We start from the raw sequence: 19,236 nt of genomic DNA, 5'->3' as shown, positions 1-19,236 counted from the left end.
CATCCCGGCAAGACAGGCGGCGGCCCGCAGGCCGCCGCTGCAGCGCTCAACGGCGCGTCTTGACCCAGTCCATCACCAGTTCCCGCAGCACCGGCAGCGGCACCTGGCCGGCCGTCAGCACGACGCGGTGGAAGCCCTTGATGTCGAACTTCGCGCCCAGCGCCTTCTCGGCATCGGCGCGCAGCTTGGTGATCTCCAGCTGGCCGATCTTGTAGCCCAGCGCCTGGCCGGGCCAGACGATGTAGCGCTCGACCTCGGAAACGACATCGCTCTCGGCCATGGACGAGTTGTCCAGCATGTACTGGATGGCCTTTTCACGCGACCAGCCCTTGTGGTGCAGGCCGGTGTCCACCACCAGGCGCATCGCGCGCAGCTGCTCGTCACTGAGGCGGCCGTACCACTGGTAGGGGTCGGTGAACAGGCCCAGCTCCTTGCCCAGGCTCTCGGCGTACAGCGCCCAGCCTTCCACGTAGGCGGTGTAGTTGCTGCCGAAGCGGCGGAAGGCCGGCAGCTGCTGGTCTTCCTGCGCGATGGCGATCTGGAAGTGGTGGCCCGGCGACGCCTCGTGCAGCGACAGCGTCTCCATGCCGAAGATGGGCTGGGCCTTCAGGTTGAAGGTGTTCACATAGAACACGCCCGGGCGCGAGCCGTCGGCCGATGGGTCCTGGTAGGACGCGCCGGCCGCGCTCTCGGCGCGGAAGGCCTCGACCTCGCGCACCTCGTAGTCCGCCCGGGGCTGGATGTCGAACAGCTTGGGCGTCAGCGCGTTGATCTTCTTCTGCAGGTCGCGGTAGCCGTTGAGCAGGTCTTCCGGCTTGGTGAAGTAGTACTTCGGGTCTTCGTTGAGGTGCTTGAAGAAGGCCTTGAGATCGCCAGCGAAGCCCACCTGCCGGCGCACGGCGTCCATCTCGCCCAGGATGCGCGCCACTTCCTTCAGGCCGATGGCGTGGATCTCGTCGGGCGACAGTGCCACGGTGGTGGACTGGCGCACGCGATGGGCGTACCAGGCCTTGCCGTCCGGCAGGGCAGACCAGGCCGTGCTCTTGCGCGCCTTGGGTGCGTACTCGTCACGCACGTAGGCCAGCAGGCGGCCATAGGCCGGCAGCACCTGCGTGGCCAGCAGCTGGCGCAGGGCGGCGGTGATGCGCTCGCGCTCGGCAGCCGGCACGGCCTCGGGGAAGTCCTTGACCGGGCCCCAGAACAGGCTCTGCTCGGGCTCGCTGACGGCGAGCGCCTGCAGCTGCGGCAGCACCTTGTCCACCACGGCGCGGGGCTGGGTCACGCCCGCCTTCACGCCGGCACGCATGTTGGCGATGGTGCCGTCGAACTGCGGCACGGCCTTGCTCAAGCGGCTCAGCCAGTCGTCGTAGTCCTTGACCGTCTTGAACGGCTGGATGGACTGGCCCGTGCCCAGCTGCGCCAGAAAGCTGGGCAGGCCGCCGATCTGGCTGATGGGCTGCATCCACTCCGGGAAGCGCTCACCCGCCAGGGCATGTTGCAGGTCCAGCTTGAGCATGCTGTAGGACACGCGGTCCTTGGGCGCCAGCTTGGCCTTGTCAAAGCCGGCCAGCGCCTTGAGCTGCTGCTGCATCTCGCGCCGGGCCTGGGCGCGGTAGGCGGCAGTCGTCGTGTCGGGCAGCTGGTCGTTGTAGCGCGGGTCGCCCAGCGAGGTGGCGAGCACGGGCTGCTGCTGGAGGGTCTGCTCCCACTGGGCGTCCAGCCATTGGTGGAAGCGCTGGCTCTCGGTGGGGGTGGCGTGAGCGGGAAGGCTGAGGGCAAGGCTGGTGGCCAGCAGGCTCAGGGCATGACGACGTTGCATGAAATCTCCGGTAGGAACGGGCGGCATGCTGCCATGCCCCCAGACCCCCGACCAAAGACATGCCCTCCGTAGAATCCCGTCACGCCCCGCATCGGGGCTGTTGTCGTTTGTAGGTCCGCATGACTCTGCCCTCGCTGCCGGCTGTTCAGCCCGGCAAGAAGTTCACCCATCCCCGCCCGCTGGGCTCGGCCGACGCGCTGCTGCTCGCCCGCTTCGTGCAGCAGCAACAGGCCGCCGGCCGGCTGGCCGCCATCTTCACGGCCGAGCCGGGCGACACGCAGCGGCTGGAGGACGAGCTCAAGTTCTTCGCGCCCGAGCTCAAGGTGGCCGTGTTCCCGGACTGGGAGACCCTGCCCTACGACAGCTTCAGCCCCCACCAGGACCTGATCTCCGAGCGCCTGGCCACGCTGTGGGAGCTGCTGCAGGCGAAGAAAACGAAGTCCATCGACGTCGTGCTGATGCCAGCCTCCACCGCGCTGGTGCGCCTGGCGCCGCCCAGCTTCCTGGCCGCGACGACCTTCAATTTCAAGCAGAAGCAGCGGCTCGACGAGGCCTCGCTGCGCGCACAGCTGACGCTCGCCGGCTACACCAACGTCAGCCAGGTCGTGCAGCCGGGCGAGTACGCGGTGCGCGGCGGCCTGATTGACCTGTTCCCGATGGGCTCGGCCGTGCCGTATCGGGTGGACCTGTTCGGCGACGAGGTGGATTCCATCCGCGTGTTCGACCCCGACAGCCAGCGCAGCCTCTATCCGGTGCCCGATGTGCGCCTGCTGCCCGGCCGCGAGTTCCCGATGGACGAGGCGGCGCGCAAGGCCTTCCGCAACCGCTGGCGCGAGAAGATGGAGGGCGACCCGACCAAGTCGCGCCTCTATCGCGACATCGGCGAGGGCGTGGCCTCGGGCGGCATCGAGTACTACCTGCCGATCTTTTTTGAACAGACGGCCTCCGTGTTCGACTACCTCGGGGCCGAAGCCGGCCTCGCGCTGCACGGCGAGGTGGACGAGGCCATCCAGCGCTTCTGGACCGACACCAGGGAGCGCCACCGCTTCCTGCAGCACGACCCCGAACGGCCCATCCTGGCGCCGGCCGAGATCTTCCTGACGGCCGAGGACTTCTTCGGCCTGACCAAGCCGCACGCGGTGCTGTCGGTGCGCGGCGCCGAGCCCGTCGACTTCGCGCGCCCGTTGCCCGACGTCAGCGTGGAGCGCGGCACGCAGGAGCCGATGGCGCGGCTGGAGGCGCACCTGAAGAGCACGCCGCACCGCGTGCTGCTGGTGGCCGAAAGCGAAGGCCGCCGCGAAAGCCTGCTGGAGCAGCTGCGCGACCACAAGATCGACCCGCCCTCGGTGAAGGACCTGGCCGAGTTCGCTGCCAGCGACGAGAAGTACGCCATCACAGCGGCGCCGCTGGCGTCGGGCTTCTTCTGGGTTGACGAACAACGGCCCGTCCAGCTCATCACCGAGACCGAGCTGTTCGCGACGACGCCCACCACGCGCCGGCGCCGCAAGCAGGAGCAGGTCAGCGACGTCAACGCGCTGATCAAGGACCTGTCCGAGCTCAAGGTGGGCGACCCCGTCGTGCACATCAACCACGGCATCGGGCGCTACCAGGGCCTGGTCAACATCGACCTCGGCGACGGGCAGAAGAGCGAGTTTCTGCACCTGGAGTACGCCGACAAGGCAACGCTGTACGTGCCGGTGGCGCAGCTGCACCTGATCGGCCGCTACACCGGCGTGAGCCCCGAGGAAGCGCCGCTGCACAAGCTGGGCTCCGGCCAGTGGGAAAAGGCCAAGCGCAAGGCCGCCGAACAGGTGCGCGACACCGCGGCCGAGCTGCTCAACCTCTACGCCCGCCGTGCCGCCCGCGAAGGCCACGCCTTCCGCTACTCCGGCCACGACTACGAAGCCTTCGCCGCGAGCTTCGGCTTCGAGGAAACGCCCGACCAGCGCGCCGCCATCCACGCGGTCATCCAGGACATGATCAGCCCGAAGCCGATGGACCGCCTGGTCTGCGGCGACGTGGGCTTCGGCAAGACCGAAGTCGCCCTGCGCGCAGCGTTTGTGGCCGTCATGGGCGGCAAGCAGGTCGCCATCCTGGCGCCGACGACGCTGCTGGCCGAGCAGCACTACCAGAACATCGCCGACCGCTTCGGCGCCTGGCCGGTGAAGGTGGCGGAGATGAGCCGCTTCCGCTCGGCCAAGGAGATCAAGGCAGCGATGGAAGGCATCGCCGACGGCAGCATCGACATCGTCGTCGGCACGCACAAGCTGCTGTCCGCCGAGGTGAAGTTCAACCGGCTGGGGCTGCTGGTCATCGACGAGGAACACCGCTTCGGCGTGCGCCACAAGGAGGCGATGAAGGCCATGCGCGCCGAGGTGGATGTGCTGACGCTGACCGCCACGCCCATCCCGCGCACGCTCGGCATGGCGCTGGAAGGCCTGCGCGACCTGTCGGTGATCGCCACCGCGCCGCAGCGGCGCCTGGCCATCAAGACCTTCGTGCGCGCCGAGAGCAGCGGCACCATCCGCGAGGCGGTGCTGCGCGAATTGAAGCGCGGTGGCCAGGTCTACTTCCTGCACAACGAGGTCGAGACTATCGAGAACCGCCGGCAGAAGCTCGAGGAGCTGCTGCCGGAGGCGCGCATCGTCGTCGCCCACGGCCAGATGCCCGAGCGCGAGCTGGAGCGGGTGATGCGCGAGTTCGTGGCCGGCAAGCACAACCTGCTGCTGTGCTCCACCATCATCGAGACCGGCATCGACGTGCCGAGCGCGAACACCATCGTCATCAGCCGCGCCGACAAGTTCGGCCTGGCGCAGCTGCACCAGCTGCGCGGCCGCGTCGGCCGCAGCCACCACCAGGCCTACGCCTACCTGATGGTGCCGGACCTGCAGGGCCTCACCAAGCAGGCCACGCAGCGCCTGGACGCCATCCAGGCCATGGAGGAACTGGGCTCGGGCTTCTACCTGGCCATGCACGACCTGGAGATTCGCGGTGCCGGCGAGGTGCTGGGCGACAACCAGAGCGGCAACATGATGGAGGTGGGCTTCCAGCTCTACAACGACATGCTCAGCGAAGCCGTGCGGGCGCTGAAGAGCGGCCGCGAGCCCGACCTGCTCTCGCCCACCGGTGCCTTCTCCACCAACACCGAGATCAACCTGCACGCCCCCGCCCTGCTGCCCGACGCCTACTGCGGCGACGTGCAGGTGCGGCTGAGCCTGTACAAGCGCCTGGCCACGGCCGAGAAGCCCGAGCAGATCGACGCGATGCTGGAAGAGATCACCGACCGCTTCGGCAAGCTGCCCACGCAGGGCCAGACGCTGTTCGACCTGCACCGCCTGCGCGTGCTGGCCAAGCCCTATGGCGTCATCAAGGTCGACGCCGCGCCGGGGCTGATCAACCTCAACTTCCGCCCCAACCCGCCCATCGACCCGATGCGCGTGATCGAGCTGGTGCAGAAGAACCGCAACATCAAGCTGGTGGGCAACGAGAAGCTGCGCATCGAGAAGGCGCTGAGCAGCCCGCAGGACCGCGCCCAGGCCGTGCGCGAGGTACTGCGGCTGCTGGGCCAGCCGGTCAAGACCGCATGACGGCGGCCCAGCTGCTGCTGGCCGGCCTGCTCGCCAGCGGCCTGGCCGCTGCCCAGGCGCCAAGCGACACCCAGCAGCTGGCGCAAGCGCTGCGGCATGCCGATGCCGACGTGCGGACCGCTGCGCTGCAGCTCGCGCTCGAGCAGCGCTGGACGGTGCCGCCCGAACTGCTGCCGCACCTGCTGAAGGATCCCTCGCCCGACGTGCGGCGCCTGGTGGCCTCGGCCCCGCAGCTGGACGCCGAGCAATGGCTGACGCTGTGGACCCACTCGCCTGAGCCAGAACTTCGGCAGATGCTGGCCGACGGACTGCGCGGCCGCTTCGCCACCCCGGCGCCCGCCCTCGTGTCCCGCCTGCTGGATGCTGCCGACGACCGGCTGGACTGGGCGCTGCTCGCCCCGCCCGCTCTGCCGCTGACGCCGGCGCAGCTGGCCGTGCTGGAGCGCCGGGCTGACCTGCTGACCCGCTGGTTGCTGGCTCAGCGCCTGCAGCAGCCCGATGCCGAGGCCCGCCTGCAGCAGGTGCTGACGCAAGGCGATGACGAACGGGTGCACCACGCGTTCCGGCTGATGGCGCCCGCCGCACGCCAGCAGGCAAGCCCCGGCCTGCTCGACCAGGCCCTGGCGCAGCGACGCGAGGCGCTGCTGCTGCGCCTGCTGCCGCAGTTGCGCACAGCCGAAGGCGGCTTGCCGCCGGAGACGGCCACACGCCTGTTGCGCGAAGCGCCCGTCGCCGTGCGAGAACGACTGACCATGGAGGCCTGGTGGCTGCCCCGCTACAACGCCGAGCAGATCGCACTCGTGCTGACCGACCCGGCCCCGCTGGTGCGCATCGGCCTGCTGCGCCGACGCGACATTGCGCTGCCGGCCGAGCAGATCAATGCCGGCCTGCTGCACGAGGACGAGAACCTCGCTTCGTGGTACCGCGGACGGCCGGAAGCGCGCCCGACCCCGGCCCAGGCGGCCGCAGGGCTGGCGCATCCCAACCCCGTCGTGCGGCGCGGCTGGACGAGCCAGCTCGCGGCCAGCTTTGATGCCGCTCAGCTGGCCCAGGCCCTCAGCGACAGCGACCAGAGCGTGCGCTGGCTGGCGCTGCGCGAGGCCCGGCTGCCGCTCAGCGACACGCAGCTGGACCGCTGCCTCACCGACCCCGCGTTCGTTGTTCGGGAGCGCTGTGTGTCGCGCCGCGAGTTCGTGCTGACGCAAACCCGCTTCGAGACCCTGTTGGCCGACCGCAATCCCAACGTGCTGCGCGCGGTGCGAGGACCGGACGGCCGCGCGCCGGACTGGGCACCCTTCATCTGGGCAACGCTGCGCGAGGGCCCACCAGCGGCGCGCGAGCTGCTCGCCCGCCAGCGGGCCTTCCCCCTGCTGCCCGAGCAGTTGGCCGCGGGCCGGCTCGATGCGGTCGATGCGGTGCGTGAGGCCTTCGAGCAGCGCCGCGACTGAGCCGCTGCCGCGCAAGCGCCCCCTCGCGCGGCACGAACCGTGGCGGGGTGGGCGCGTCGGGATAATCAAGCCAACTCCTGCTGCCTTCCGCCTCCCGTGACCTCCGCCTCTGCCCCCGGCCTCGTCGTCCAAGCCGGCCTCGCCCTGCCCCCGCTCAGCCACTTCAAGCTTGCCGCCTTCGACATGGACTCGACGCTGATCAGCATCGAGTGCATCGACGAGATCGCAGCCCTCGCGGGCAAGGGCGAGGCTGTCGCCGCCATCACCGAGGCCGCGATGCGCGGCGAGATCACCGACTTCCGCGACAGCCTGCAACGCCGCCTGGCCCTGCTGGCGGGCGTGCCGGCCAGCGTGCTGGAGCGCGTGCTGGCCGAGCGGCTGACGTTCAACCCCGGCGCGCGCGAGCTGTGCGCGGCGCTGAAGGCCGCCGGGCTGACGCTGGTGCTGGTCTCGGGCGGCTTCACCTTCTTCACGCGCTTCGTGGCGGCCGAGCTGGGCATGGACTACGTGCGCAGCAACGAGCTGGAGATTGCCGACGGCGCCCTCACCGGCCGCGTCGTCATGCAGGACTGGGGCGACATCTGCGACGGCGAGGAGAAGCGCCGCATGCTGCTGCAGTGCTGCGCCGCCATCGGCTGCACGCCTGCCCAGGCCATGGCCATCGGCGACGGCAGCAACGACCTGCCCATGATGGGCGAGGCCGGGCTGTCCGTGGCCTTCCACGCCAAGCCCAAGGTGCGCGCCGCCGCGATGGTGGCCATCAACGAGGGCGGCCTGGACCGGCTGCTCACGCTGCTGCCGGCATGACGCACCGGCCGCCGCCCCCGCTCCGCCCCAGCCTGCGCTGGCTGGCCGGGCTGGCGTTGGCGGGCTCTGCACCTGCCGTCATGGCACAGGGCACACCGGCGCCCCTGCGCTACGTGGTGCCCACCAACCAGGCCATGCCGCTGCTGGCCATGGCGGGATCGCAGCCGGTCGACGGCCTGCTCAAGGACATCGCCGACACCCTGGCCACCGGCCTGGGCAGGCCGCTGCAGTACGTAGTGCTGCCGGCCAAGCGCGCGGCCTCGGCGCTGCACCGGGGCGAGGCCGACGTGCACTGCTACGTGCAGCCCGGATGGCTGGAGGGGCAATTGCTGTGGACGCAGCGCTTCATCACCTCGGCCGAGGTGGTGGCGGCCTCACGCGACGCGCCGGCTCTGGCGGCCCTGTCGGGCCTGGCAGGTGAACCCGTCGGCACCGTGCTGGGCTACCACTACCCCAAAGTGGAAGCCGCGCTGCCCAAGACCTTCAAGCGCCAGGACGTCGTCGACGCCGACACCAACCTGCGCCGCCTGGCCGTGGGCCGGGTGCGCTATGTGCTGACGGACCGGCTGTCGCTGCAGCACTTCATCAAGCGCCACCCGGACGCGGGCCTGCGCGAGGTGCTGGAGTTCGACCGCACCGAGCTGGGCTGCGCGGTGTCCAGCCGCGAAGCCGCGGCGCTGGAGGCCATCAACCAGGCCCTGCGCCAGATGCGCAGCGAGGGCCGGCTGAACCAGATCCTGGATCGCTACCGCTGAGGCCGCTGCCAGCGCGTCACTGCGCCGGCACGACGCGCACGGTCTGGCCGGCGAAGCGCACCACCTGGCCGGCGCGCATCTTGGCGGTCTTGCGCAACTCCACCTGGCCGTCCACCTGCACCTCGCCGGCACTGATCAGCGCACGCGCCTGCCCGCCGCTGTCGGCCAGGCCGCAGGCCTTCAGCAGCTTGTCGAGTTCGATGTAGTCACCACGCAGTGCCAGGGTCAATTCGCTCATGCGGGCATTGTCCCTGAGCGCTGCGAGGCTGCGTCCAACGCGGCGAAGCGGTCTGGCACGGGCCGGCGGAAGCGGTCCTGCCAGCCCTGGAGGAAGAGGCCCATCAGCGTCAGCGCATGGAACAACAGGCCCATGCCAGCAATGCCATAGCCGCAGTACAGGCACAGCGACGAGTCGGTCTTCCAGCGGCCGTCCCGCGCCACCCAGATGGCTTCTGCGTTGCCCACCTGGGCCTGCGCCAGCCGCGACTTGCGCGAGATGTGCACGTAGGCGCCCTGCCCGTCCAGCCGGTGCAGCGTCACGCGACGCTGGCTGGACCGGCTGGAATCGGGTTCGTTGCTGACCACGCGGGCCTCGTAGCGGACGGCACCGTCCATGAAGCGATCGGTGCGCCCCTGCTCCCACAGCCCGACGCCGGTGAACACGCCCGGCACAAGCTGCAAGGCCAGCAGCAGCAACAGCCAGCGCCGCCAGTAGGCCCAGGGTGAGCGCGGCACGCGGGCGGCGATGTCGGCCTCGCTGCGCCAGCGCCGGCCGCGCCGCCAAGCGGCGCGCGAGCCGGTGTCGTCGGGGGCCGCGACAAAGGCCTGCAGGCGGCGCACCACCTCGGCCCGGCTCAGCGCGGCCCGCTCGCTGCGCAGCGGCGAGGCGGCGCCGTCCAGCAGGCGCAGCTGAAAGCCCTGCCCCATGTCGCCCGCGGCCTGCAGCACGCGGCCGGCGCCGCCCAGCGTGGCATGGCTGCCGGGCTCACGCCCCCAGCCCTGCAGCGCATCGGCCACGTCCTGGGCCGTGGCGACGGCGTGGCGGCTGCCGTCCTGCAGCGACAGCGTGAGGCCGACGCGCGCCGCGCCGCCGCTCACGCGCCAGCCAGGCGCTGCTCGGCCGCCGCGCGGATGGCGCTGAGCGTGCTGCGGCTGGTGGACACGTCAGCGTCCAGCTTCAGGTGCAGCAGCGTGGGCTGCTCAGGATGGGCCAGCGCCTCGGCCAGCGCGCCGGCCACCTCCTCGGTGCGCGTGATATGTGCGGCCCGCCAGCCGAAGGCCTGCGCCAGCGCGGCGAAGTCGGGGTTGTACAGGTCGCTGCCCGACACGCGGCCCGGATACTCGCGCTCCTGATGCATGCGGATGGTGCCGTAGGTGCCGTTGTCGACGACGACGACCAGCAGCCGCTGGGCGCCATAGCCGGTGGCCGTGGCCAGCTCCTGGCCGGTCATCAGGAAGTCGCCATCACCAGCGATGTTCACCACCCAGCGCTGGTCCTGCAGCAGCGCGGCAGCCACCGCAGCGGGCACGCCGTAGCCCATGGCGCCGGAGGTCGGCGCCAGCTGCGTCTTGCCGAAGCGGTGCAGCGCCGTGTAGCGGTGGAAGCGGTGCAGCCAGCCGCTGTAGTTGCCGGCGCCGTTGGTGAACACCGTGCCCTCGGGCAGCGTGGCGTCGATGAGGCGCATGACCTCGGCCATGTCCAGCGGCGCCACCGGCGTGGGCACGAGGTTGGCGCGGTAGTCGGCGTTGGCGGCGGCCGTCCAGTCGCGCCAGGCGATGTCGGCCGGCGGCGCCAGCGCGGCCAGCGCCGGCGCGGCCTGGCTCATGCTGGCGTTGATCAGCAGCTCGGCCGTGTAGACGCGGCCCAGTTCCTCGGCGCCGGCATGGATGTGGATGAGCTGCTGCGCCGGGCGCGGCGCCTGCAGCAGCGTGTAGCCGCCGGTCGTCATCTCGCCCAGGCGCGGGCCGATGGCGAGGATGAGGTCGGCGTCCTTCACCCGCGCCGCGAGCTTCGGGTTGATGCCGATGCCCACGTCGCCAGCGTAGTTGGGGTGAGCGTTGTCGAACAGGTCCTGGAATCGGAAGGCGCAGCCCACCGGCAGTTGCCAGGCTTCGGCGAACGACTGCAGCGCCGCGGTCGATGCGGGCGTCCAGCCGCCGCCACCGGCGATGACCAGCGGCCGCTTTGCCGCCGCCAGGCGCTCGCGCAGCTCGGCCAGCGCGGCGGGTGTGGGGGCGGCTTCGGCGGGCCGCGCGGGGGCGACTACCGGCGCCGCGATCGGCCGGGTCAGCATGTCCTCGGGCAGCACCAGCACCACGGGGCCGGGCCGGCCCTGCATGGCCGTGTGGAAGGCGCGTGCGACGTACTCGGGCAGGCGCTCAGCCTCGTGGCATTCGCCCACCCACTTGGCCATGCCCAGCGTGCCGGGGCCGAACATCTGGCGGTAGTCGACCTCCTGGAAGGCCTCGCGGTCGCGCTGGTCGCTGGCGACCTGGCCGATGAACAGGATCATCGGCGTGCTGTCCTGGAAGGCGGTGTGCAGGCCGATGCTGGCGTTGGTGGCGCCGGGGCCGCGCGTGACGAAGCAGATGCCGGGCTTGCCGGTCAGCTTGCCCTGCGCCTCGGCCATGAAGGCCGCGCCACCCTCCTGGCGGCAGGCCACGAAGCGGATGCGGTCGCGGTGCTCGTGGAAGCCGTCGAGGACAGCAAGGTAACTCTCACCAGGAACGCCGAAGACGGTGTCGATGCCCTGTGCGATCAGCGCCTCCACCAGCTTGTGGCCGGCCAGGCGGGGGGATGTCTCTTGTCTAGTCATGTCGAGACTGTAGCCCGCGCGCGCCGCCGGCCATCGACCCAGCGGCGCGGCCCGCCGGGCGCTGGGCCGAGGCGCTAGCGCTCGCTCGCCCGCTCACCTTCCGCCGCGGCGGCCTCGCGCGCCGTGGCAAACAGGTCCCAGACCACCATGAACATCGCCGCAATGACCGGGCCGATGACGAAGCCGTTGATGCCAAACAGGCCCATGCCGCCGATGGTGGAGATCAGCACCAGGTAGTCCGGCATCTGCGTGTCCTTGCCCACCAGCAGCGGCCGCAGCAGGTTATCCACCAGGCCGATGACAAGCACGCCGTAGGCGATCAGCGCCACGCCCTGCCAGGTGGCGCCGGTGACGAGAAAGTAAATCGCCACCGGCAGCCAGATCAGCCCCGCGCCAATGGCCGGCAGCAGCGACAGAAAGCCCATCAGCACCGCCCACAGCAGCGCGCCCTTGATGCCCAGGAACCAGAAGGCCAGCCCGCCCAAAGCGCCCTGCGTGGCGGCGACGAGGACGTTGCCCTTCACGGTGGCGCGGATGACGGTGATGAACTTGGCCGCCAGTTCGCGGCGGTGCTCCGGCGCCAGCGGCACGGCCGCGCGGATGCGCCGGCTCAGCGCCGCGCCGTCGCGCAGCAGGAAGAACGCGAGGTAGAGCATGACGAAGAAGCCCACCACGAGGTCCAGCGCGTTCTGGCCGATGCTGTAGACCTGCGTCGCAATCGCCTGGCTGCCGCGCGCCACGGCCTGGGTGATGCGCTCCTGCAGTGCCGCGAGGTCGGTCAGCCCGAAGTGCTCCAGCAACTCATGCAACCAGGCCGGAGCGACGGCCAGCACCTGCTCAAAGTAGCGCGCAAAGTTGGTCTCGCCCGACTGCAAGCGCTGGTAGAGCGCTGCGCCCTCCTTCAGCAGCGTGCCCATCAGCAGCGTCATGGGCAGCAGCACCATGACGACGATGACGGACAGCGTGGCCAGTGCCGCCAGCGTCTGCCGGCCCGGCCAGCGCCGCACGAGGGCGGCATACAGGGGCGTGAAGACGATGGCGATCACCGCGCCCCAGAAGACCGCGCCGCTGAACGGCAGCAGGATCCACACGAAGGCGATGCTGACCGCAATCAGCAGCGCCAGGAAGGCGTTGTTCTCGAACGTGGCCGAGGTGACGAAATGCTTGAACTTCATGCGGGCAGCAGCCTCCATCGAGCGGGAGCGCGCATGGTACGTGCCGCCGTGCGGCGGTGGCGTCAGCTGCCGGCAACCACCAGCCCGCGGCGCCGCGCCAGGCCAAGCCCCACCAGCCCGGCCGAGCCCACACCCAGCATCAGCGCCACCGCTGCGCCGGCGAACACGCCACGCGGCATGCCGTGGTCCAGCACCCAGCCGAACACCGGCGCGGCCAGCGCGAAGCCGATGTCCAGCCCCGAGTACACCGTGCCGTACACGCGACCCGTGGCCCCGGGCGGCGCGGCGCGCTTGATGAGCATGTCGCGCGACGGCCCGGCCAGCCCGGTGCCAAAGCCCGCAAGCGCCGCCACGCCCGCCGCCAGCAGCCCCGGCAGCAGGCCGGTCGCCACCAGCAGCAGCAGCGCGGCGGCAAACGCCATGGCCAGCGCGATAGTGCGCTCCAGCCGCTCGGCCCGCGCCACCAGGAAGCCGCCGCACACCATGCCGGCCGCGCCGGCCAGCATGTAGCCGGTGACGACATAGGCCGTCAGCGCCAGCGGCAGGCCGTACATCTGCTGCAGCGCCGGGCTGGCAAAGCTCTGGATGCTGGACAGCGCCGCCGTCGTCCAGAAGAAAAACGAGAAGCACAGCCACACCGAGGGCAGCTTCAGAAAGGCCATGGGGTGCTCGGCCGCCGTGCCGGGCGCCGCCTTGGCATGGCCCCAGGACCCCTGGCGGTCATCGATGGCGTCGCGCTGCCAGTACAGCAGGGCCAGCACGGCCAGCGCCACCAGCGCCGTGCCCAGGTAGGCATAGCGCCAGTTGCCGCTGGCCTGGGCGATGCCGATGGAGAACACCGGCGCCAGCGCCCAGCCCAGGTTGCCGGTGATGCCATGCACCGAGAACGCGTGGCCCAGCCGGGGCTGGGAGACGCGCTTGTTCAGGATGGTGAAGTCCGCCGGGTGGAAGGGCGCATTGCCCAGGCCGGCCAGCGCCGCCGCCAGCAGCAGCCCGCCAAAACCCTGGGCCAGGCCGGCCGCCGCGGAGGCCAGCGCAAAGCAGCCCATGGCCACGAACAGCACGGGCCGCGCACCGATGCGGTCGACGATGAAGCCCGAGGTCGCCTGGCCGGCGCCGGAGATGACGAAGAAGGTCGTCACCAGCAGGCCCAGCTCCGAATAGCTCAGGCCGAAGGCCTGGATGAAGGCCGGGAACAGCGGCGGCAGCAGCATGTGAAAGAAGTGCGAGCTGCCATGCGCCACGCCGATGGTGGAGATGGTGGCGATGTCGCGGCGGCGCTGCAGACCGGCGTCCAACGGGGTCGCGAGAGAGGAATCCATGGCCGGCACTGTAGGGAGCGGCGCCGCGGCGCAGTTACGATAGCCCGTCAAGTTCTATCGATTTCCCGCCAATGACGCCTGAGCTCCACCGACCGCGCGCCCCGTCTGCGCCCCTGGTGCTGCGAACACGTGCCGGCGAACTCTCCTACCAACCCGAGCGGCGCGACCCGAGTGACGAGCGCCCGATGCGGGCGAACCGCCGGGTGCTGGCGCACTTGACCGACATCCAGCCCCACCACCACGACTGGGGCCAGCTGGTGTTCTCGGTCAGCGGCGCGGTGCGGGTGGACACCGAGCAATCCACCTTCATCGTGCCGCCGTCACGGGCGGTCTGGATTCCTGCGCGCCTGGAGCATGCCGTCACGGCCATCGAGCGCGCCGACCTGCTGACGCTCTACATGCGCTGCGAACTGCTTGACGGTGCGCTGTGGCTGCAAAGCCGAGTTCTCGAGGTGTCGCCGCTGCTGCGCGAGCTGACGCTGGCCCTGCCCATCGATGCCGACCCCTGCCCGCCAGAGACAGCGGACGACGCGGCCCGGCGCCGCGGCCTGCAGGCGCTGGTGGTGCACGAGCTGCAGCGCGCCCGAGCACTCTCGCTGGGCATGCCGCTGCCGCGGGACGCACGCCTGAGATCGCTGTGCGAAGCCATGCTGCGCGAGCCCGGTCGCCATGCCGGGCTGGAGGACTGGGCGGCCGACGCCGGCTACAGCCCGCGCACCCTGAGCCGGCTGTTCCGCGAGCAACTGGGCACCAGCTTCGCGCAATGGCGCTCGCAACTGCTGCTGGCCCACGCCTTGACGCTCGCCGCCCGCGGCCGGCCCATGAGCCACATCGCCGCCGAGCTGGGCTACGCCAGCGCCAGCGCCTTCACGGCGATGGTGACGCGCACCGTGGGCATGCCGCCGAGCCGCTTCTTCGCCGAGGCCTGAATTCCACGTCGACGCCATGCCGTCATCGCCGGGGCGTCGACAATCATGCCCACTGACACACGCCGACTGCAGCCAGCCCCGCGGGCTCGGCGCAGCGCGCTGCTCTCACCTGCCAAGCCCCTTATGGAACAACAGCTGTTCGACTACACCAAGCAGGATGCCGCCGGCGCCTGCTCCACCGCCCACGCCTGGGCCAAGGTGCCCGCCCCGCTGACGGCGCCCGAGCGCCAGACCCTCACCGAACGCGCTGCCGAACTGCTGAAGGCGCACAACGCCGTGCTGGTGGCGCACTACTACGTGGACGGCCCGCTGCAGGACCTGGCGCTGGCCACCGGCGGCATCGTGTCGGACTCGCTGGAGATGGCCCGCTTCGGCCGCGACCACGCGGCGCAGACGCTGGTCGTCGCCGGCGTGCGCTTCATGGGCGAGACGGCCAAGATCCTCAGCCCTGAGAAACGCGTGCTGATGCCCGACCTGGACGCCACCTGCTCGCTGGACCTGGGCTGCCCGGCCGACGACTTCGCGCGTTTTTGCGACGCGCACCCCGACCGGCAGGTCGTCGTCTACGCCAACACCAGCGCCGCCGTGAAGGCGCGCGCCGACTGGATGGTGACGAGCTCCTGCGCGCTGGAGATCGTGTCCGACCTGCACGCCAAGGGCCAGAAGATCCTGTGGGCGCCCGACCGGCACCTGGGCCGCTACATCCAGGAGCAGACCGGCGCGGACATGCTGATGTGGAACGGCGCCTGCATCGTGCACGACGAGTTCAAGGGGCTGGAGCTGGAGCTGCTGCGCGAGCAGCACCCGAACGCCCAGATTCTTGTCCACCCCGAGTCTCCCAAGAGCGTCGTCGACATGGCCCATGTGGTGGGCTCCACGTCGGCCCTCATCAAGGCCGTCGTCGAGGGCACGGCGCAGGAATACATCGTGGCCACCGACAACGGCATCCTGCACCGCATGCGCCAGCTGGCGCCGCACAAGACGCTGATCGAGGCGCCCACCGCCGGCAACAGCGCCACCTGCAAGAGCTGCGCGCACTGCCCGTGGATGGCCATGAACGGTCTGCTCAACCTGGTGCAGTGCCTGGAGCGCGGCACGCCAGAGATCCACGTGGACGAGCCCACCCGCGTGAAGGCGCAGCGCTGCATCAACCGCATGCTGGACTTCACGGCCGCCCGCAAGGCCCAGGCCTCCGGGATGACCCCGGGCATCGGCGCGGCTTGATCTGGGACAGTGGAGGCCGCCACCGCGCGGCGCTATAACCGCGCATCGTTCCTGACCCAGAAAGGCCGCCCATGCCCGCCGATTTCAGCTCCCTGTACAACCACCACGAGCGCGAGGTCTTCGCCGCCGTGATGGACGCCGCCGAGGCCCACCCCGAGATCGCCGCCAGCAACGACCTGCTGTGCGACGTGGCCTGCGTGGCGCTGAACCGCCTGACGCCGCGCTACATCCGCCACGAGGTGGACTTCAGCTTCTACCTGACCGAACACGAGCGCCACGAGATCGACACCGCCATCGCCGATGCGGTGAGCTACGCCTTCAACTTCGTGCAGGCCCGCACCGCGCTGCGAGCGCGCGCCTGAACTGACGCCTGGCGCTGAGCCTCTGCGACCACGCCCGCAAGCTGCGGGCTTTTTTTCGCCCGCCCCTTGCAATCGCCTTCGAAATGCAATTAAAGTGATATCACTTTTACAGGAGGCCATGATGATTCAGACGAACGCGCAGCGCCAGGAGACGGCGGCCAGCACCACCAGTGGCTATCTCGCCATCCTGGGCGGCCTGGGGCTGCTGGTGCTGGGCCCGCTGGTGCTGTGGGCCGGCCGTGGCCAGCCGGTGGTGATGCTGCTCGGTGTGCTGCTGATCGTGGCGGCCGTGCTGATGTTCGCGGGCCTGTACATGCAGCAGCCCAACGAGGGCCGCATCCTGACGCTGTTCGGCCGCTACACCGGCACCGACCGCGCCGAGGGCCTGCGCTGGGCCAACCCCTTCGCCGTCAAGCGCCGCATCTCGCTGCGCGCACGCAACCTCAATGCGCCGACCATCAAGGTCAACGACAAGCGCGGCAATCCCATTGAGATCGGCGTGGCCGTCGTCTGGCGCGTGGAAGACAGCGCCCGCGCGGTGTTCGAGGTGGACGACTACGAGGCCTATGTGGGCATCCAGGCCGAAGCCGCCATGCGCCACCTGGCCTCGCAGTACGCCTATGACGACGGCGAGGACCTGAGCGTCGGCGAGACCACGTTGCGTGCCGGGCAGGACGAGGTCGCGGCCGCGCTGGTGCACGAGCTGCAGGCCCGCTTCGCCGAGGCCGGTGTGCGCGTGCTGGACGCCAAGATCACCCACCTCGCCTACGCGCAGGAGATCGCCCAGGTCATGCTGCGCCGCCAGCAGGCCGAGGCCATCATCAGCGCCCGCAAGAAGATCGTGCAGGGCGCGGTGAGCATGGTGGAAGAGGCCTTGCGCGGCCTGTCGGAGCGCGACATCGTGGAGCTGGACGACGAGCGCAAGGCGGCCATGGTGTCCAACCTGCTGGTGGTGCTGTGCTCCGACAAGGACACGCAGCCCATCGTCAACGCCGGCACGCTGTATTCATGAGCCTCTCGCCCCGTCTCGGCCCGCAAGCTGTCGGGATGCGCTATGGCCAGCCCTGACAAGAAGAGCTTCGCGCTGCGGCTGGACCCGGCGCTGTGGGCCCAGATCGAGCGCCTGGCCGCACAGGAGCTGCGCTCGGCCAACGCGCAGATCGAGTACCTGCTGCGCGACGCGCTGGCGCGGCGCGGCATCAAGCCGGCCAGCAGCCCGGCGCCCAAGCGCGGGCGGCCGGCAGCCGAGCCTGACCCAGAAGCCGGCGACGCCTAACGGCGCCGGCGCTCGCTGATCAACACCGTCGGGAAGCTCACCGGCAGCGTCTGCGGGTAGTCGCGGCTGTAGTGCAGGCCACGGCTTTCGTGGCGCATCAGCGCGGACTTGACGATGAGCTCGGCGCAGTCGACGAGGTTTCGCAGCTCCAGCAGATCGCGCGTGACGCGGAAGGACCCGTAGTAATCGTCGATCTCGCCGCGCAGCAGCTCGATGCGGTGCAGCGCGCGCTCCAGCCGCTTGGTGGTGCGCACGATGCCGACGTAGTTCCACATCAGCAGGCGCAGCTCGTCCCAGTTGTGGGCAATGACGACCTGCTCGTCGGCATTCTCGACCTGGCTCTCGTCCCAGGCCGGCAGCGGTGCGGCGGGCTGAGGCGGTTGGCCGAGGATGTCGCTGGCGCAGGTCTGGCCCAGCACCACGCATTCCAGCAGTGAGTTGCTCGCCAGCCGGTTGGCGCCATGCAGGCCCGTGTAGCCGGTCTCACCGACGGCATACAGCCCCGGCAGGTCGCAGCGGCCGCTCAGGTCAGTCACCGCGCCGCCGCACGTGAAGTGCACGGCCGGCACGACGGGGATGGGTTGCCGCGCGATGTCGATGCCCAGCTTCAGGCAGCGCGCATGGATGGTGGGGAAGTGCTCGATGAGGAAAGCCTCGCCCAGGTGCGTGGCGTCCAGCCACACATGGTCCAGGCCGTGCTTCTTCATCTCGAAGTCGATGGCACGGGCGACGATGTCGCGCGGCGCCAGCTCCATGCGCTCGTCATGCGCAGCCATGAAGCGCGTGCCGTCGGGCAACTTCAGGTGGCCGCCCTCGCCGCGCAGCGCCTCGGTGATGAGGAAGCTGCGTTCCTGCGGGTGGTACAGGCAGGTCGGGTGGAACTGGATGAACTCCATGTTCGCGACGCGGCAGCCGGCGCGCCAGGCCATCGCGATGCCGTCGCCCGTCGACGTGTCGGGGTTGGTCGTGTAGCGGTAGACCTTGCCAGCGCCGCCGGTAGCCAGCACGACGGCGCGTGCGGCCAGCGTCTCGACGCGCTGGGTGTCGATGTCCAGCGCGTAGACGCCGTAGACGCGCGGCGGCTCGTCGCGCTGCACATGGCGCGAGGTGATCAGGTCCACCGCCATCCAGCGCTCCAGCAGCCGGATGTTGGGGTGGCGTCGCGCCACGGCCAGCAACTGGTCGTGGATGGCCTTGCCGGTGGCGTCGGCCGCGTGGGCGATGCGGCGCACCGCATGGCCGCCCTCGCGCGTGAGGTGCAGGCCCATGGGGCCGGTGTCGTCGGGCGTGAACGGCACGCCCTGCTCCACCAGCCAGCCCACGGCCGCCGCGCTGCGCTCGGCGATGAAGCGGGCCGTGCCTTCGTCGACGAGGCCGGCACCGGCATCCTGCGTGTCGCGCACATGGCTGTCGATGGAGTCGTCGCTGCCCAGCACGCCGACGATGCCGCCCTGCGCCCAGGCGGTGGCGGCTTCGGTCAGTTCGCGCTTGGCGAGCACGACGACGGGCACGGTGTCGGCCAGGTGCAGGGCCACGGTCAAACCGGCCAGCCCGGCGCCGATGATGACGACGGGAGCGTCGTCCTGGGGAACAGCAGTCATGGCGGCGGATTGTCCCGCAGCGGCGCTGCGTGTCCGGCGATGTGAGGATTGCCAACTCAACCAGCCTGGCTACGCGCCAAACCGAACTATGCTCCCCCAAAAGATAGCGCTATCC

Annotated in this window: 16 protein-coding genes; 9 read left to right on the top strand and 7 right to left on the bottom strand. The window is 70.4% G+C overall.

Translation table 11 applies throughout. The annotated features are described in order from the left end of the window. Positions 1–46 precede the first annotated feature (46 nt). A complete protein-coding gene (locus tag NYO99_RS03265) occupies positions 47–1,819 on the bottom strand; it encodes a DUF885 domain-containing protein (RefSeq protein WP_268165665.1) in 1,773 nt (590 codons plus the stop codon). Positions 1,820–1,938: 119 nt separating this feature from the next. Here NYO99_RS03265 and mfd point away from each other — a divergent pair, with 119 nt between their 5' ends. The 4 genes from mfd to NYO99_RS03245 all read left to right on the top strand — a co-directional run bounded on the left by mfd (position 1,939) and on the right by NYO99_RS03245 (position 8,416). After that, complete coding sequence (mfd, locus tag NYO99_RS03260) at positions 1,939–5,406, top strand: transcription-repair coupling factor (protein WP_268165664.1); 3,468 nt, start codon at positions 1,939–1,941, stop codon at positions 5,404–5,406. Next, complete coding sequence (locus NYO99_RS03255) at positions 5,403–6,854, top strand: hypothetical protein (RefSeq protein WP_268165663.1); 1,452 nt, start codon at positions 5,403–5,405, stop codon at positions 6,852–6,854. Before mfd ends, NYO99_RS03255 begins: the two co-directional genes overlap by 4 nt. A 96-nt stretch (positions 6,855–6,950) precedes the next feature. Then, complete coding sequence (serB, locus tag NYO99_RS03250; RefSeq protein ID WP_268165662.1) at positions 6,951–7,661, top strand: phosphoserine phosphatase SerB; 711 nt, start codon at positions 6,951–6,953, stop codon at positions 7,659–7,661. Continuing rightward, positions 7,658–8,416: a substrate-binding periplasmic protein gene (locus NYO99_RS03245; protein ID WP_268165661.1), complete on the top strand. Its 759-nt coding sequence runs from the start codon at positions 7,658–7,660 to the stop codon at positions 8,414–8,416. Before serB ends, NYO99_RS03245 begins: the two co-directional genes overlap by 4 nt. Before the next feature lie 16 nt (positions 8,417–8,432). Here NYO99_RS03245 and NYO99_RS03240 read toward each other — a convergent pair whose 3' ends face one another. The 5 genes from NYO99_RS03240 to NYO99_RS03220 form a co-directional block, all read right to left on the bottom strand. Beyond that, positions 8,433–8,654, bottom strand: a complete 222-nt coding sequence (locus tag NYO99_RS03240) for an RNA-binding S4 domain-containing protein (protein WP_268165660.1) — start codon at positions 8,652–8,654, stop codon at positions 8,433–8,435. Next, positions 8,651–9,514: a hypothetical protein gene (locus tag NYO99_RS03235; RefSeq protein ID WP_268165659.1), complete on the bottom strand. Its 864-nt coding sequence runs from the start codon at positions 9,512–9,514 to the stop codon at positions 8,651–8,653. Before NYO99_RS03235 ends, NYO99_RS03240 begins: the two co-directional genes overlap by 4 nt. Further along, on the bottom strand, positions 9,511–11,232 hold the full coding sequence (locus tag NYO99_RS03230) for a thiamine pyrophosphate-binding protein (protein WP_268165658.1): 1,722 nt from the start codon (positions 11,230–11,232) through the stop codon (positions 9,511–9,513). The genes NYO99_RS03235 and NYO99_RS03230 overlap by 4 nt, the downstream gene beginning before the upstream one ends. 74 nt (positions 11,233–11,306) lie before the next feature. Next, complete coding sequence (locus NYO99_RS03225) at positions 11,307–12,407, bottom strand: AI-2E family transporter (protein ID WP_268165657.1); 1,101 nt, start codon at positions 12,405–12,407, stop codon at positions 11,307–11,309. Positions 12,408–12,469: 62 nt separating this feature from the next. Next, positions 12,470–13,729, bottom strand: coding sequence for an MFS transporter (locus NYO99_RS03220; RefSeq protein WP_268165656.1), 1,260 nt, complete (start codon positions 13,727–13,729; stop codon positions 12,470–12,472). A gap of 116 nt (positions 13,730–13,845) precedes the next feature. Between NYO99_RS03220 and NYO99_RS03215 the strand changes: the two genes are divergently transcribed. The 5 genes from NYO99_RS03215 to NYO99_RS03195 all read left to right on the top strand — a co-directional run bounded on the left by NYO99_RS03215 (position 13,846) and on the right by NYO99_RS03195 (position 17,520). Beyond that, entirely contained in the window at positions 13,846–14,658 is an 813-nt protein-coding gene (locus NYO99_RS03215) for an AraC family transcriptional regulator (protein ID WP_268165655.1), read from the top strand. Between the two features lie 123 nt (positions 14,659–14,781). Further along, positions 14,782–15,882: a quinolinate synthase NadA gene (gene nadA, locus NYO99_RS03210; protein ID WP_268165654.1), complete on the top strand. Its 1,101-nt coding sequence runs from the start codon at positions 14,782–14,784 to the stop codon at positions 15,880–15,882. A 71-nt stretch (positions 15,883–15,953) separates the two neighbouring features. Further along, positions 15,954–16,244, top strand: a complete 291-nt coding sequence (locus NYO99_RS03205; RefSeq protein ID WP_268165653.1) for a late competence development ComFB family protein — start codon at positions 15,954–15,956, stop codon at positions 16,242–16,244. 121 nt (positions 16,245–16,365) lie between these two features. Then, positions 16,366–17,256 (top strand): SPFH domain-containing protein, encoded by an 891-nt coding sequence (locus NYO99_RS03200; RefSeq protein WP_268165652.1) that lies wholly within the window; start codon positions 16,366–16,368, stop codon positions 17,254–17,256. Positions 17,257–17,298: 42 nt separating this feature from the next. Then, positions 17,299–17,520: a type II toxin-antitoxin system antitoxin gene (locus NYO99_RS03195; RefSeq protein WP_268165651.1), complete on the top strand. Its 222-nt coding sequence runs from the start codon at positions 17,299–17,301 to the stop codon at positions 17,518–17,520. On the opposite strand, the gene nadB is transcribed toward NYO99_RS03195, so the two are convergent. Next, complete coding sequence (gene nadB, locus NYO99_RS03190; RefSeq protein ID WP_268165650.1) at positions 17,517–19,121, bottom strand: L-aspartate oxidase; 1,605 nt, start codon at positions 19,119–19,121, stop codon at positions 17,517–17,519. The genes NYO99_RS03195 and nadB overlap by 4 nt on opposite strands. Positions 19,122–19,236 lie beyond the last annotated feature (115 nt).

The sequence above is a fragment of the Roseateles hydrophilus genome (assembly GCF_026712245.1).
Lineage (GTDB): Bacteria > Pseudomonadota > Gammaproteobacteria > Burkholderiales > Burkholderiaceae_C > Pelomonas > Pelomonas hydrophilus.
The sequence above is the reverse complement of the archived record's forward strand: the minus strand, read 5'-3'. Positions and strand labels throughout refer to the sequence as shown.